The following is a 15,428-nucleotide window of genomic DNA, read 5'->3' on the forward strand; positions in this document are numbered from 1 at the left end:
AACCTTCGGAAATCTGTGTTCTTGCGGATTCCTCGGGCGGAATCCCGTGTGGGCGCGCTCCTAGCTTACAGGCGCGCGCCGGGCAATGCGTGAGCTATATCTGATTGTCAGAGCAGCACAGCGGTGCCGCTGGCGCTGACCATCAGCATCGATCCGTTGGAGCCGAGTACCTCGTAATCGAGGTCCACGCCAAGCACGGCGTTGCCACCGCGCTGCATGGCCTGCTGCTTCATTTCCTCGATCGCCTGATCGCGCGCGCGGCTGAGCACTTCCTCATATTTGCCTGATCGCCCGCCGACGATGTCGGTAATGGAAGCGAACAGGTCGCGGAAGATATTGGCGCCCACGATCACTTCACCGGCCACGATACCCAGATATTCCTTCACCGGGCGCCCTTCCACCAATGCCGTGGTGGTGACGATCATGCCGTCTTCGCGCGAACTCTCCCAGGGGCCTGCCATCTTTGTTTACTCCCGCATGCCATTGATGCGAGGAAGATAACGCAGCGCGCGCGCCTGCCAAGCCATTGGCGATGGAGTATTTCCGGTGACCGTCGACACGAATTACCCCCCGCCCGTCACCATGCTGCGCGAGCTGGGCCAGTGGCTGCGCCACCCCCGCCGGCTGGATCCGACCGGAATCCGCGCGCCGGGCGCTATGCGGCGGCTGGCGGTGCTGACAGTGCTGATGATCACTGGCCTGCTGCTGGTGCTGCTGCCTGTGCTGGGCCTGTGGCAAAGCCTGTTCGACCTGCCCGCCCCCGATGCCTTCGGCAAGCTGGAGCCGCAGGTGATGATTCCCGTCGTGATCGTGATCGCGCCGGTTCTGGAAGAATTGCTGTTTCGCGGCTGGCTGACGGGCCGCGTCCGGGCCTTGTGGCTGCTGGCCTGCGCCGCAGGCATCGCCGTGCTGCTCTATGCCAATACGCAGGGGATGAACCCGGTGGCGGCCGGGGCGGGCTTTCTGGCCCTGCTGATCGCAATGCCCTTGGGCTGGTTTTTCCTGAGGAAGAAAGGCACGCCCGGCTGGTTCGATGCGGGCTTCCCGGCGATCTTCTATCTGGGCGCGGCGGGCTTCGCGCTGCTGCACATGGCCAATTATCCCAGCTTCTCGGTGATCGCCCTGCCGCTGGTGCTGCCGCAATTATGGGCCGGGCTGGTGCTGGGCTTCATCCGCATGCGGATCGGCCTTGTCGCATCCATGCTGGCCCATGCCCTGTCCAACAGCGCCGCCTTGACGGTGGCGCTGTTGGCAAGCTGACTGGATCAGTCGAGGCCCAGCGCGCTGCGATAGGTGTCCAGCACCAGGTCCATTTCGCGGCGATCGTCCGGCTTCATCTTACGCAGACGCACGATCTGGCGCATGATCTTGACGTCGTAACCCACGGCCTTGGCTTCGGCATAGACGTCGCGGATGTCGTCGGAGATGCCCTTCTTTTCTTCTTCCAGTCGCTCCACGCGCTCGATCAGCAGGCGCAGGCGGTCATCGGTGGTTTCGGCCATCTGTGGGGGCTCCGTTGGAATGAGAATCGGTTGGCGCGCTGATAGCGAGCGGGGCCGGAGGGGTGAAGGCGGCTTGGCCGATTCCTCCCCAAGATTTGGCCCAAGATTTGGCACAGGAATTGGCCAGGGAATTGGGCGCGCCTAGTGCGTGCCGCCGTTCTTCTTCAGGCTCTCTTCCATCCGGGCCATCTGTTCCGGCGTCGCCTCGGTCTGGAACTTCACCTTCCATTCCTCCATCGGCATGCCGTGGATCAGCGCCCGCGCATCGGGCTTGGACAGGCCTGCGCCGGCATCGTTGATCCAGTCGGCCAGACAGTTACGGCAGAAGCCGGAAAGGCCCATCAGGTCGATATTCTGGGCATCGTGGCGCTTGCGCAAATGGCGCACCAGACGGCGGAAGGCGGCGGCGGCCACATCGTCGGGCAGGGTGTCGAGCGGATCGGGTGCGTCGGTCATCAAGTTTTCCCGCAAAGCTGTAGTTGTAATGTCCCGTGCCTCTGACATAGGCACGGTCCCATGGCAAAATTCGAACAGCCCAAGCTCAAGCCCCGCAACCGCAAGGTCAAGATCCTTGCCACCATCGGCCCCGCCAGCCGCGACCCGGAGATGCTCCGCCGCCTCGTGCTGGCCGGTGCCGACGCGTTCCGCGTGAACATGAGCCATGGGGACCATGCCACGCATGAGGAAACGATCAAGGCGATCCGTGCGCTGGAGAAAGATCTGGCCCACCCCATCGCCATCCTGTGCGATCTGCAGGGGCCGAAGCTGCGCGTCGGCACTTTCCGCCAGGGCGAGCGGGTGGTGATCCGCCACGGCAGCCATTTCACGCTGGACCGCAATCCCGAGCCGGGCGACGAAAACCGCGTCTGCCTGCCGCATCCGGAACTGTTCGGCATTCTGGAAAAGGGCCAGCGCCTGCTGATCGACGACGGCAAGATCCGCCTGCGCGTGATCCGGGCCGACGAGAACGAGATTCTCACCAGCGCCGAAGTGGGCGGCGTGATTTCCGACCGCAAGGGCGTGAACGTGCCCGACGCGGTGGTGCCCGTTCCCGCCTTGACCGAGAAGGATCGCAAGGACCTGGCCTTCGCCGTGAAGCATGGGGCGGACTGGATCGCCCTGTCCTTCGTCCAGCGTCCGGAAGACGTGGCCGAGGCGCGCAAGCTGATGGGCGGCCACGGCGCCCTGTGCGCCAAGATCGAAAAGCCCGCCGCGATTGACCGGCTGGACGAGATCATCGAACTGTCAGACGCGGTGATGGTAGCGCGCGGCGACTTGGGCGTGGAGCTGAATCCCGAAGACGTGCCACCGCTGCAGAAGCAGATCGTCAATTGCTCGCGCAGCATGGGCAAGCCGGTGATCGTGGCGACGCAGATGCTCGAATCCATGATCGAGAACCCCACCCCCACCCGCGCCGAAGTGTCGGACGTGGCCAATGCCGTCTATGACGGGGCGGATGCGGTGATGCTTTCGGCCGAAACGGCGGCGGGCCAGTGGCCGGAAGAAGCCGTGGCGATGATGGACCGCATTGCCGCCAAGATCGAAGCCGATGCCAGCTATCGCACGCGCATCCGCTTCCACGAAACCCCGCCCGATCCGACCACGGCCGACGCGCTTTCCCACGCCTGCATGACCATTGCGGAAACCATGCCGATTTCCGCCGTGGTGGTGTTCACCGGTTCCGGCTCCACCGCGCGCCGCGTTGCGCGCGAGAGGCCCGGCGTGCCGGTGCTGGTGCTCACCCCCGCGCTGCGCACCGCACGGCGCATGGCGCTGCTGTGGGGCACTCATGCCGTGGCCACGCGCGACATCGACAGTTTCGAGGAGATGGTGGCCAAGGGCAAGCGGATGGCCCTGCGCCATGGCATGGGCAAGGCTGGATCGCGGCTGGTGATGCTGGCAGGCGTCCCCTTCGGCACGCCCGGCTCCACCAACCTGCTCCACGTCGTACGCCTGACCGGGGACGAGCTGGAACGCCACGGGGAATGAAGGTTTCACCGGACGGCCGGTGAAACTCCTGCGCGCATGATGGCAGGCTTCGGCCCGCCTTAGCGAACGTTCAGGCCGACCTCGCTGAGGAGCTGCGCGGCCTGTTCGCGCGAAATCGTGGCACCGCGAAAGCGGGAGGCATCCCCCAGCCGCACGCCGCCGATGTCCGCGCCGCGCAGGTCCGCGCCTTCAAAACCCGCGCCATCCAGCACTGCCTCGCGCAGGCTGCAATCCTCGAAGGTCGTCATTCGGAAATCGCATTTGCGCAGATCGGCCTGCGAGAAGTCCACGCGCACAAGGCTGGCCTTTCTGAAGGAGCGGCCCGTCAGCCTGGCATTGACCAGCAGCGTCTCCGAGAAATGGAGATCGATGGCCTTCACTTCGGAAAAATCCGCGCCGGTGAGCTTGCAACCGACGAACCGCGTCCCTTCTAGCGTGCTGCGTTTCAGCGAGGCATTGTTGAAATCGCAGCCTGTGAACACGGCTTCGGACAGGTCGCACCCGACAAGGCTGGCAAAGGCACCCCGGCAGGATCGCCAGCTGGTGCGATCCGCTCTCGCCCCGCTGAAATCGGTCCGGCGCAAATTGCATTGCTGGAAGGTCCACCCCGAAAGATCGAGCCGGGAAAGGTCCGCTTCTTCCAGATCGCAGCCGATCAGCGTCTGCTGCCCTTTCAAGGCGCGGATTTCCTCGCGCGTCATGGCCCGGTCACGGATCGACTCGCCGGAAAAGAGGTCTTCCATCCGCCGGCTGTTAAACGCAGGCCCCCTGCCCGGCCAGACATGGCGGCTGTTTATGGGCAGAGAAAACCGCGCGGGCAATGCGGCGGCCTTGAACGACGCCCTAATCCATGATCCGCGCCAGCCCGTCCGCCAGGGCGGCGCGGGACAGCTGGCCGAACTGGGTTTCCACGATCCGGCCCCGTGCATCCACGAACACAGTGGTTGGCAAGGCCGTGCTGCCCACCACCAGTGACAGGCCCGATGCATCGTCCAGCAGCACTGCCTCGCCTGAAATGCCCTGCCGTTCCAGATAGGCCTGCACAGTGCCCGCATCTTCGCCCTGGCTGACCAGCAGGATCGGCACATCCGTGCGCGCGGCCTCTTGCGCCAGCATCGGCAGTTCGCGGCGGCAGGGCGGGCACCAGGTGGCCCACAAATTCATCACATAGGGCTGGCCTTCAAGCGCGGAAGGGTCGAAGGGACGTCCCTCCAGATGCACCATTTGCGGCAGGTCCGGCATTGGCCGCGGCGCGGGGCTCAGCAGACTCGATCCGGCGAACCACAGCGCGGCAAGAGCACCCAGCATCGCCAGCGAACGGAGCAAGGCTACCCGATGCCTTACCCGCCATGCGATGATTGCCGCAGCGCCAAGGAAGCCCGCCGGTCCAGAGAACCCACCTTCCCATATGGCAAGGACAGAGGCCCAATCCTGCGCAAAGGCGTCGTAGTGGGCAAGGACATAGGCCAGCCGCGCGGCCACGATCCCGCCAGCCAGCGCCAACCCGCCGGTTCTGGCCTGCAGGCCGAAGCGCGCGGCGATCCGGTCAAACCCGAACAGGAAGGCCATGATCAGGGCCAGCGCCAGCAAACGGTCGCTCGCGATCACCAGCGGTCCCAGCTGGATTATGCCCGGCATTACGACTGCTTCAGCCCTGCGCCGCCCGTTCCAGGCGGGCGCGAGCCTCGCGCTCGCCGATCAGCGGCAGCAGGGCCTTCATGTCCGGCCCGGAATCGCGCCCGGTAAGGGCAAGGCGCAGCGGGTGGAACAGGCTCTTGCCCTTGCGCCCGGTCGCTTCTTTCAGTGCATTGGTCAGCACAGGCCACGGGTCTTCGTTCCAGGCCAGCAGGCGGGCCGCATCGGCCAGAAAGGCGCGATCTTCGTCTGAAAATTCAGCGGCCTCGATGGGGCCGGTGACGACCTGCCACCAATCCGCCGCCTCGCCCACATGGGCAAGGTTGGGGCGAATGGCCTGCCATGCTTCCTCGCCCATGCCTTCGGGCAGACGGTCCTGCACTTCGGCGAAAACCAGCTGGTGGACGATCCCGGAATTCACCCGTTCCAGTTCCGCATCGTCGAAGCGGGCCGGGGCGCGGCCGAAGGTGGAAAGGTCGAAACTGTCGATCAGCGCGGCACGCTCGGCAATCGGCTCCACCGCCTGAGACGTGCCCAGCCGCGCGAGCAGCGCAACCAGCGCCGCTGCTTCGATCCCGCGTTCACGGAAGGCATCCGCCCCCAGCGAGCCGAGCCGCTTGGACAATTTGCCCTCGCTCCCCACCAGCAGCGCCTCATGCGCGAAGCGGGGATGGGCAGCGCCAAGCGCGGCGAACATCTGGATCTGCAGCGCGGTGTTGGAGACATGATCCTCCCCGCGCAGCACGTCGGTGACGCCCATCTCGATATCGTCGATCGCGCTGGGCAGCATATAGAGCCACGATCCATCCGCGCGGCGCACCACGGGGTCGGAAAGCTGGGCCGGGTCGAAATGCTGGGGCCCGCGAATGCCGTCTTCCCATTCGATGGCGGCGGAACGGTCCAGCTTGAAGCGCCAGTGCGGTGCAATGCCCTTCGCGGCATAATCCGCATGGTCCGCCTCGGTCAGTTGCAGAGCCGCCCGGTCATAGATCGGCGGCAGGCCGCGACCCAACAGCACTCTGCGCTTCAGTTCCAGTTCCTGCGAGGTTTCGTAGCAGCGATAGAGCCGCCCCTCGTCCACCAGATAGTTGAACTGCATCTGATAGAGCTGGAAGCGTTCAGACTGGCGCTCCTCCCCTTCCGGCTCCAGCCCCAGCCAGGCCAGATCGGCGCGGATCGCCTCGACATATTCCTCTTTGCTGCGCTCCTGATCCGTATCGTCGATGCGCAGCAGGAAGCGCCCGCCATGTTTCTTCGCCAGCATCCAGTTATGGAGCGCGGTGCGGATATTGCCGACATGCAGCCGCCCGGTGGGCGACGGGGCGAAGCGGGTAACGATGCTCATGCAGCGCCGTTAGCGGTTCGGCCCCGGCTTGTCATTTACTGCGGAAACTGTGCGTGATGGGATAGCGCCGGTCGCGGCCGAAATTGCGCATGCCCAGCTTCACGCCCGGGGGGGCCTGGCGGCGCTTGTATTCGGCGATGTTCAGCAGGTGCTCGATCCGTTCCACCGTCGCCCGTTCCAGCCCTTCGGCTGCAAGCTGGTCCACGCTCTTCTCATGCTCCACCAGCCCCATCAGGATACGGTCCAGCACCGGATAGGGCGGCAGCGAATCCTCGTCCTTCTGGTCGGGCCGCAGTTCCGCGCTGGGCGGCTTGTCGATGATGCGCTGGGGAATCACTTCGCCCGCCGGGCCCAGGCCGATGCGCGGCACAGCGGTGTTGCGCCACTTGGCCACGCCGAACACGGTCATCTTGTAGGCATCCTTCAGCGGGTTGTAGCCGCCGGCCATGTCACCATAGATCGTGGCATAACCCACGCTCATCTCGCTCTTGTTGCCGGTGGTCACCAGCATCGGCCCGAACTTGTTAGAAAGGGCCATCAGCGTCACGCCGCGAATGCGCGACTGCAAATTCTCTTCCGTGATGTCCACCTGTGTATCGGCGAAACTGTCTTCCAGCATGGCGTCGAACCCTTCGACGGCGGGCTGGATCGGGATTATTGAATAACGGCAACCCAGCGCCTCGGCACAGGCCTTCGCATCGTCGAGGCTTTCCTGGCTGGTGAAGCGGCTGGGCATCATCACGCACCACACCCGCTCCGCCCCCAATGCATCCACCGCGATGGCCGCGCAGACGGCCGAATCGATCCCGCCCGAAAGGCCGATCACCACGCCGGGGAAGCGGTTCTTGTCCACATAGTCGCGCAGGGCCAGCACCATGGCGCACCAGGTTTCCTCTGCCTGATCGGTCAGCCCTTCCAACTCGCCCCGGTTGCAGTTCCAGCCGCGCGCGATCTTGGTCCACTTCGTCTCGACAACCTGTTCTTCCCAGTCGCGCATCTGCACGGCCAGCGAACCGTCGCCATTGATGACGAAGCTGGCCCCGTCGAACACCAGTTCGTCCTGCCCGCCCACGCGGTTGAGATAGGCCATGGGAATGCCGGTATCCACCGCGCGGCGGCGGGCGATCTCGTCGATACGCAGCACGTCCTTGTCGATCTCGTAAGGGCTTCCGTTCACGCAGATGAACAGGCCCGCGCCGAAATCGGCCAGATGGCGGCAGACATCCGGGTGCCAGATATCCTCGCAGATCGGCAGGCCCAGCATGGCGCCCCGGAACAGCACCGGCTCCGGCAGGGGGCCGGGCGTGAAATAGCGCATTTCATCGAAGGTGCCGTAATTGGGCAGTTCATGCTTGAAGCGCGTAGCCGTGACGCGCCCGCCATCCAGCAAGGCCACGCCGTTATGCAGCGCCCCGTCGCGCACGAACACGCTGCCCACCAGCATGGCCGGGCCGCCATCGCCGGTGCACAGAGCCAGCCGCTCCATCTCCGCGGCCGCACGCTCGATCAGGGCAGGCTTCAGGATCAGGTCTTCGGGCGGATATCCGATCAGGTGCATTTCGGGAAAAACCACCAGATCGGTTTTACCTGCTTCCGCACGGACCCTGAGCATCGCTTCGGCATTGCCGGCAATATTGCCGACATTCTGGTTCATCTGGGCGAGCGTGATGGAGAGCGTATCGGGCATAAAGGCAGGATTAGGCGGCCTTACCCGCGCGGGCAATCGCGAAGACGCGCACGCGCCGCAATGGTCCACACCCATCCGTGATTGCGACTTTTCGGCTGCACTATTTCATCGTCATTTCAGCAATATGGCCACAGGTTCACGCGGCGGTCGCAACCTTGCCACTGGGTTTGAGTAGAGGCGACATAAACACCGAATAGGCGGAAGCCCTCTAATCCTTTGGGGGCGTAATCATGACCGATCTGATTCCCGGCAACGGCTATTCCGATGGCGATGTCGATACCAATAACACCGGCGGCGAAACGCTGTGGGACATTGCCGAAGCGCGTCATTCGCGCCGTTCGGTGATGCGCGGCGGCCTTGCTGCCAGCAGCGCGGCCTTCCTTGGCGGCGCCATGCTGTCGGGCTGCACCGACGATGTACTGGGCGGTGGCTCGGATGGCGGCAAGACCGTTGCCGTGAACCAGGAAATCGCGGTTTCCACCGGCCAGTCGGTTGAACTCACTGCCAGCTCGGCCGGCCAGTGGGCCCAGGTCGAAGGTCCGGAAGTAGAACTGATCACCGAAGAAGATGGCCGCATCTCCTTCATCGCACCGGCCGTCTCGAACGTCACCACTCTGGTCTTCTCGCTGCTGAACGGCATCGCGCGCGTGCTGGTAAGCCCCGCCAAGCTCAGCTTCCGGGCCGTCGACAAGAACCGCGACGACATCGTGACCGTGCCGCAGGGCTATTCCGTCACTGTGATGACCCGCCTTGGCGACCCGATCGCCGCCAATGTCGCCGATTACAAGAATGACGGCACCGACACCGATTTCGACAAGCGCATCGGCGACCATGGCGACGCGCTGCACTTCTTCGGCATGAGCCAGACCGGCAAGCGTAACGAAAATTCGTCCAAGCGCGGCCTGATGGTGCAGAACCATGAGAACCTGAACGTCCAGTACCTCCACCCGAACGGCCCGACCAATGTCGGTTCCGGCCCGCGTCCGGAAGCCGAAGCGGTGAAGGAAATCGACGCACATGGCGTCAGCATCACCGAATACAAATCGGAACGCCGCGCCGGCTGGAACTGGGTGAAGGACAGCGCCTTCAACCGCCGCATCACGCCTAACACGCCGATGCAGTTCAACGGCCCAGTGAAGGGTTCGGATTTCCTGAAGACCACCTTCTCCACCGACGGCACGCAGGGCCGCGGCACCATCAACAACTGCGCCAACGGCCACACAGAATGGGGCACCGCCCTGACCTGTGAAGAAAACTGGGCCGGATACTTCAAGCGCAGCGGCGACGATGCCCTGCGCAGCGCGCGCGAACTCACTTCGCTGCGCCGCTATGGCGTGACCGGCGGCAGCGGCAATTATGCCTGGTCCAGCGTAACGCCCGCCAACCCTTCCGACACACGCTTCCGCCGCTGGGATGCCCGCGCTAGCGAAGGGCTGACCGCCACGCAGGACTATCGCAACGAGCCCAACCAGATGGGCTGGGTCGTGGAAATCGATCCCTACGATCCCACCAGCAAGCCGCGCAAGCGCACGGCGCTGGGCCGCATGGGCCATGAAGGCGCATGGCTGGGCAAACTGGAAGCCGGCCGCAAGGTTGCCGTCTACATGGGCGACGATGCCCGCCGCGAATATTTCTACAAATTCGTGTCGACCGCCACGTGGGAAGCGCGCGATGCCATGGCAGACAATCGCCTGGCCATTGGCGACAAATATCTGGACTCCGGCACGCTCTACGTCGCGAAGTTCAACGCCGACGGCACCGGCAGCTGGCTGCCGCTGGTCTATGGCCAGGTTCCGAACCGTGCCGCCGTCGGCAACGATCCGGAATATGTGTTCCAGAACCAGCAGGACATTCTCGTCAATGCCCGCCTCGCGGCCGACGCACTGGGGGCCACCCCGATGGATCGCCCGGAATGGACCGCCTGCAACCCGCGCACCGGCGAGATCTACCTGACGCTTACCAATAACAGCTCGTCGGGTCGTCCGTTGAACGGCACCGATGCCGCAAATCCGCGTCACTATGTGAGCCAGCCGGGCAACAGCTATGGCAATGCCAATGGCCACATCATCCGCATCCGCGAAGGTGGGGACAATCAGGCTGCCACCAGCTTCATCTGGGACATCTATCTGTTTGGTGCGGATTCGGCCGAAGCCGGTTCGGACGTGAACATCTCGGGCCTGGATGCCAGCAACGACTTCTCCAGCCCGGACGGCCTCTGGTTCTCGCGCACGCAGAACCCGGCTGGCCACCTGCGTCCGCTGCTGTGGATCCAGACCGACGATGGCGCTTTCACTGACCAGACCAACAACCAGATGCTGGCAGCCCTGCCCGGCTTCGTGGGCGATGGCGGCAGCCGCACCATCACGAATGTGGGCACTGGCGGCGCCACGGCGATGCAGACTACCCAGGCTGGCACCAATGCCACGCCCGGCACTCTGAAGCGCTTCCTCACCGGCCCGCTGGAATGCGAGATCACCGGCGTGGACACCACTCCGGACGGCCGCACCCTGTTCGTGGGCATCCAGCACCCGGGCGAAAACGGCTCAGCCGATGCGCCCAGCAGCCACTGGCCGCAAAGCCAGAGCGGCACCAATTCAGGCCGCCCGCGCTCGGCCGTGGTCGCCATCACCCGCAACGATGGGGGCATCGTCGGCCTCTGACGCGACGCTGCAATCGAACGAAAATCAGGCCGGGGCATCGCAAGGTGCCCCGGCTTTTTTGTTGGGATAGGCCCGCCCTCTTGGCCGGCTGCATTTCCGATTTGCAGCCGCTGTGATCGCATTGGGTAAAGCCCCGTCAGGCGCGCCACGAGCCGCAACAAAGAAAAACCCCGCCGGATCGCTCCGGCGGGGTTTTCTGTTCCTTCGCACGAAGGCGGGTGAGGCTTATTCCTCGCCCGTTGCTTCGTCAGCCGCTTCGGGGTTCAGGTAATCGCCCGCATCGGCATCGGTGCCGTGGGTTTCGCCTTCCACCCGGGCCAGCGCGTCATTGCCGGTATCGTCGGCCGGATCGCGCAGCAGTTCAGCGGCATGTTCTTCTTCCGCACTGTCAGGAGCGATGATCACTTCCTGCAGCTTGCGGTAGGAGGCACGCAGTGCGGCGTCGCGGCTGGAAGCGGCGACGCGGATGCGGTTCATGCCCGCGCCGGTACCGGCGGGGATGAGACGGCCCACGATCACGTTTTCCTTCAGACCGATCAGCGTGTCCTTCTTGCCTTCCACGGCCGCCTGCGTGAGCACGCGGGTGGTTTCCTGGAAGGAAGCGGCCGAGATGAACGAACGGGTCTGCAGGCTGGCCTTGGTGATACCCAGCAGAACCGGGTTGCCGCTGGCCGGCTGCTTGCCCTTGGGCAGCTTGGAGTTGACCTCGTTCATTTCCTCGTAGTCGACCTGTTCGCCCGGCAGCAGGGTGGTGTCCCCGCCATCGGTGATCTCGACCTTCTGCAGCATCTGGCGAACGATCACTTCGATGTGCTTGTCGTTGATCTTCACGCCCTGGAGTCGATAGACTTCCTGGATTTCGGCCACGAGATATTCGGCCAGCGCTTCCACGCCGAGCACTTCGAGGATGTCGTGCGGATCGGGGCTGCCCGAGATCAGGTTGTCGCCCTTCTTCACGAAGTCGCCTTCCTGAACGTCGATCACCTTGCTCTTGGGGATCAGGTACTCGACCGGTTCGCCTTCCTCGGGAATGATCGCGATCTTGCGCTTCGCCTTGTAGTCACGGACGAATTCGATCCGGCCGCTGATCTTGGCGATGATCGCGTTATCCTTCGGCTTGCGCGCTTCGAACAGTTCGGCAACGCGCGGCAGACCGCCGGTGATGTCGCGCGTCTTGGCGGCTTCGCGGGTCGCACGGGCGAGAATGTCGCCCGCTTCGACCTGCTGGCCGTCTTCCACCGACAGCGTCGTGCCCGGGGCGAGCATGTAGCGCGCCGCCTCGGTCTCGTCCGAACCCTCGTTCAGCAGGGTCAGGCGCGGACGCAGGTCTTCCTTCTTGGAACGGCTGGCCGAAGCGCGATATTCCGTCACCACGCGGCTGGTCATGCCAGTGGCTTCGTCGGTCTGCTCGGTCAGGGTCTTGCCGTCCAGCAGGTCCTGGTAACGTACCACGCCCGACTGTTCGGTGATGATCGGCAGGGTGAACGGATCCCACTCGGCCAGGCGATCGCCTTCCTTCACCTTGTCGCCGTCCTTGTGCATCAGGACGGTACCGTAAGGCACCTTGTGGATTTCGCGTTCACGGCCTTCCGCGTCGATCACGAGGATTTCGCCGTTCCGGGCCAGCGAGAGCATGCGCCCGCGCTTGTCCTTGATGGTCGGCATGTCGCGATATTCGATGCGGCCCACCGAGATGGCTTCGAGGTGCGAGGTTTCGTTTACCTGCGCCGCGCCGCCGATGTGGAAGGTACGCATGGTCAGCTGCGTACCCGGTTCACCGATCGACTGCGCCGCGATTACGCCCACGGCCTCGCCGATGTTCACCGGCGTACCGCGAGCGAGGTCACGGCCGTAGCAGGTGCCGCACACGCCCTGGGCAGCTTCGCAGACCAGCGGGCTGCGGATCTTGGCCGACTGCACTTCCGCTTCCTCGATGGCCTTCACCATCGGTTCGTCGATCAGCGTGCCCGCCTTCACGATCACTTCGCCGGTCTTGACGTTCACCAGATCCTCGGCCGCGGTACGGCCCAGGATACGTTCGCCCAACGAGGCGATGGTGGAGCCGCCCTGCACGATGGCGCGCATTTCCAGCGCGTTCGTGGTCTTGCAGTCTTCCTCGACGATCACGCAGTCCTGCGACACGTCGACCAGACGGCGGGTCAGGTAACCCGAGTTCGCCGTCTTGAGCGCGGTGTCGGCCAGACCCTTACGGGCGCCGTGCGTGGAGTTGAAGTATTCAAGAACGGTCAGACCTTCCTTGAAGTTCGAGATGATCGGCGTCTCGATGATTTCGCCCGACGGCTTGGCCATGAGGCCGCGCATACCGCCAAGCTGCTTCATCTGGGCCGGGCTACCACGGGCGCCGGAGTGGCTCATCATGTAGATCGAGTTGATCGGCTTCTGACGGCCGTTCTCGTCCAGCGGAGTGGCGCGCAGTTCTTCCATCATGGCATTCGCCACCTGGTCGCCGCAACGGCTCCAGGCGTCGATCACCTTGTTGTACTTTTCCTGCTGGGTGATGAAGCCGTCCTGATACTGCTGCTCGTAATCGGCAACCAGGGCCTTGGTCTGATCGACCAGCTCGGTCTTCGAAGCCGGGATGATCATGTCATCCTTGCCGAACGAGATACCAGCGCGGCAGGCGTGACGGAAGCCCAGCGCCATGATGGCGTCGGCGAACAGCACCGTGTCCTTCTGGCCGGTGTGGCGATAGACTTCGTCGATCACGTCACCGATGTCCTTCTTGGTGAGAAGGCGATTGACGACGTCGAAGGGAACCTTGTGGTTCTTGGGCAGGCATTCGCCGATCAGCATGCGGCCCGGCGTGGTTTCATAGCGCACCATGCGCTCCACACCGTCTTCGCCGGTCTGCGGCACGCGGCTGGTGATCTTGGTGTGCAACGTCACCGCCTTCACTTCCAGCGCCTGGTGCACTTCGGCCATGTCCGACAGGATCATGCCCTCGCCCGGATCGCCTTCGCGCTCCATCGAGAGGTAGTACAGGCCCAGCACCATGTCCTGCGAAGGCACGATGATCGGCTTGCCGTTGGCGGGCGAGAGGATGTTGTTGGTGGACATCATCAGCACGCGGGCTTCCAGCTGGGCTTCCAGCGAAAGCGGCACGTGGACGGCCATCTGGTCACCGTCGAAGTCGGCGTTGAAGGCCGAGCAGACGAGCGGGTGCAGCTGGATCGCCTTTCCTTCGATCAGCACGGGTTCGAAGGCCTGAATTCCCAGACGGTGCAGCGTGGGCGCGCGGTTCAGCAGAACCGGGTGCTCGCGGATCACTTCGTCAAGGATGTCCCAGACTTCCTTGCGTTCCTTTTCGACCCACTTCTTGGCCTGCTTCAGGGTCATGGAGAGACCCTTGGCGTCCAGACGGGCGTAGATGAACGGCTTGAACAGTTCGAGCGCCATCTTCTTGGGCAACCCGCACTGGTGCAGCTTGAGTTCCGGACCGGTCACGATGACCGAACGGCCCGAATAGTCGACGCGCTTGCCGAGCAGGTTCTGACGGAAGCGGCCCTGCTTGCCCTTGAGCATGTCGGACAGCGACTTCAGCGGACGCTTGTTGGCGCCAGTGATGACGCGGCCACGGCGGCCATTGTCGAACAGCGCGTCAACGGCTTCCTGCAGCATGCGCTTTTCGTTGCGGACGATGATGTCCGGCGCGCGCAATTCCATCAGGCGCTTGAGGCGGTTGTTACGGTTGATAACGCGGCGATACAGGTCGTTAAGGTCCGACGTCGCGAAGCGGCCGCCGTCCAGCGGAACCAGCGGGCGCAGTTCGGGCGGGATGACCGGCACGACTTCCAGGATCATCCATTCCGGGCGGTTGCCGGAATCGATGAAGCTTTCCACGACCTTCAGGCGCTTGATGATCTTCTTGGGCTTGAGGGCCGACTTGGTGGTGGCCAGCTCCTCCAGCAGTTCCTCACGCTCGCGCACAAGGTCCAGATCCATCAGCATGTGCTTGACGGCTTCCGCGCCGATGCCGGCGGAGAAGGCGTCTTCGCCATATTCGTCCTGCGCGTCGAGCAGCTCGTCTTCGGTCAGCAGCTGGTACTTCTCAAGCGGGGTCAGACCCGGCTCAATCACCACGTAGCTTTCGAAATAGAGGATGCGCTCAAGCTGCTTGAGCTGCATGTCGAGCAGCAGGCCGATGCGCGAGGGCAGCGACTTGAGGAACCAGATGTGCGCGACCGGCGCGGCCAGTTCGATATGGCCCATGCGCTCGCGGCGCACCTTGGTCACGGTGACTTCGACGCCGCACTTTTCGCAGACGACGCCCTTGTACTTCATGCGCTTGTACTTGCCGCACAGGCACTCGTAATCCTTCACGGGGCCGAAGATGCGCGCGCAGAACAGGCCGTCGCGTTCCGGCTTGAAGGTACGATAGTTGATCGTTTCCGGCTTCTTGATCTCGCCGAAGGACCAGGAACGGATGCGCTCAGGCGAGGCGATCCCGATCTGGATCTGGTCGAAGGTGTCCGGCTTGGCCAGCTGGTTGGTGAATTTCGTCAGGTCGTTCATGTCTTCAGTCCCTCTGCAGGGTCAATCTCTGGTGCGAAGCGGCGGGGCCCTGCCTCAGAAAGGCAGGGCCGCCGGAC

11 protein-coding genes are annotated in these 15,428 nt (G+C 64.0%); 3 read left to right on the plus strand and 8 right to left on the minus strand.

The features are described 5' to 3' along the window. Positions 1–107 precede the first annotated feature (107 nt). Positions 108–425: a heavy metal-binding domain-containing protein gene (locus tag SZ64_RS12515; RefSeq protein ID WP_054532241.1), complete on the minus strand. Its 318-nt coding sequence runs from the start codon at positions 423–425 to the stop codon at positions 108–110. A 121-nt stretch (positions 426–546) separates the two neighbouring features. Between SZ64_RS12515 and SZ64_RS12520 the strand changes: the two genes are divergently transcribed. Next, positions 547–1,260, plus strand: coding sequence for a CPBP family intramembrane glutamic endopeptidase (locus SZ64_RS12520; RefSeq protein ID WP_241773035.1), 714 nt, complete (start codon positions 547–549; stop codon positions 1,258–1,260). A gap of 5 nt (positions 1,261–1,265) precedes the next feature. Here the strand turns inward: SZ64_RS12520 and SZ64_RS12525 are convergent, their stop codons facing one another. Next, the gene (locus SZ64_RS12525) at positions 1,266–1,502 is read right to left on the minus strand and encodes a DUF2312 domain-containing protein (RefSeq protein ID WP_054531130.1); all 237 of its coding nucleotides are present in this window, start codon (positions 1,500–1,502) and stop codon (positions 1,266–1,268) included. A 141-nt stretch (positions 1,503–1,643) separates the two neighbouring features. Then, a complete protein-coding gene (locus SZ64_RS12530) occupies positions 1,644–1,958 on the minus strand; it encodes a DUF1244 domain-containing protein (protein ID WP_054531131.1) in 315 nt (104 codons plus the stop codon). Positions 1,959–2,018: 60 nt separating this feature from the next. Between SZ64_RS12530 and pyk the strand changes: the two genes are divergently transcribed. Then, on the plus strand, positions 2,019–3,491 hold the full coding sequence (gene pyk / locus SZ64_RS12535; RefSeq protein ID WP_054531132.1) for a pyruvate kinase: 1,473 nt from the start codon (positions 2,019–2,021) through the stop codon (positions 3,489–3,491). Between the two features lie 59 nt (positions 3,492–3,550). Here pyk and SZ64_RS12540 read toward each other — a convergent pair whose 3' ends face one another. The 4 genes from SZ64_RS12540 to SZ64_RS12555 form a co-directional block, all read right to left on the minus strand. Continuing rightward, positions 3,551–4,234, minus strand: a complete 684-nt coding sequence (locus SZ64_RS12540) for a pentapeptide repeat-containing protein (protein WP_054531133.1) — start codon at positions 4,232–4,234, stop codon at positions 3,551–3,553. Between the two features lie 100 nt (positions 4,235–4,334). Continuing rightward, positions 4,335–5,129 (minus strand): TlpA family protein disulfide reductase, encoded by a 795-nt coding sequence (locus SZ64_RS12545; protein WP_054531134.1) that lies wholly within the window; start codon positions 5,127–5,129, stop codon positions 4,335–4,337. A gap of 10 nt (positions 5,130–5,139) precedes the next feature. Next, the gene (gene gltX / locus SZ64_RS12550) at positions 5,140–6,471 is read right to left on the minus strand and encodes a glutamate--tRNA ligase (protein WP_054531135.1); all 1,332 of its coding nucleotides are present in this window, start codon (positions 6,469–6,471) and stop codon (positions 5,140–5,142) included. A 31-nt stretch (positions 6,472–6,502) separates the two neighbouring features. Next, positions 6,503–8,158, minus strand: coding sequence for an NAD+ synthase (locus tag SZ64_RS12555; protein ID WP_054531136.1), 1,656 nt, complete (start codon positions 8,156–8,158; stop codon positions 6,503–6,505). Positions 8,159–8,388: 230 nt separating this feature from the next. Here SZ64_RS12555 and SZ64_RS12560 point away from each other — a divergent pair, with 230 nt between their 5' ends. Continuing rightward, positions 8,389–10,818: a PhoX family phosphatase gene (locus SZ64_RS12560; RefSeq protein ID WP_054531137.1), complete on the plus strand. Its 2,430-nt coding sequence runs from the start codon at positions 8,389–8,391 to the stop codon at positions 10,816–10,818. A gap of 225 nt (positions 10,819–11,043) precedes the next feature. Here the strand turns inward: SZ64_RS12560 and rpoC are convergent, their stop codons facing one another. Then, the gene (rpoC, locus tag SZ64_RS12565; protein ID WP_054531138.1) at positions 11,044–15,351 is read right to left on the minus strand and encodes a DNA-directed RNA polymerase subunit beta'; all 4,308 of its coding nucleotides are present in this window, start codon (positions 15,349–15,351) and stop codon (positions 11,044–11,046) included. Positions 15,352–15,428 lie beyond the last annotated feature (77 nt).

It is taken from the genome of Erythrobacter sp. SG61-1L, assembly GCF_001305965.1.
GTDB lineage: Bacteria > Pseudomonadota > Alphaproteobacteria > Sphingomonadales > Sphingomonadaceae > Andeanibacterium.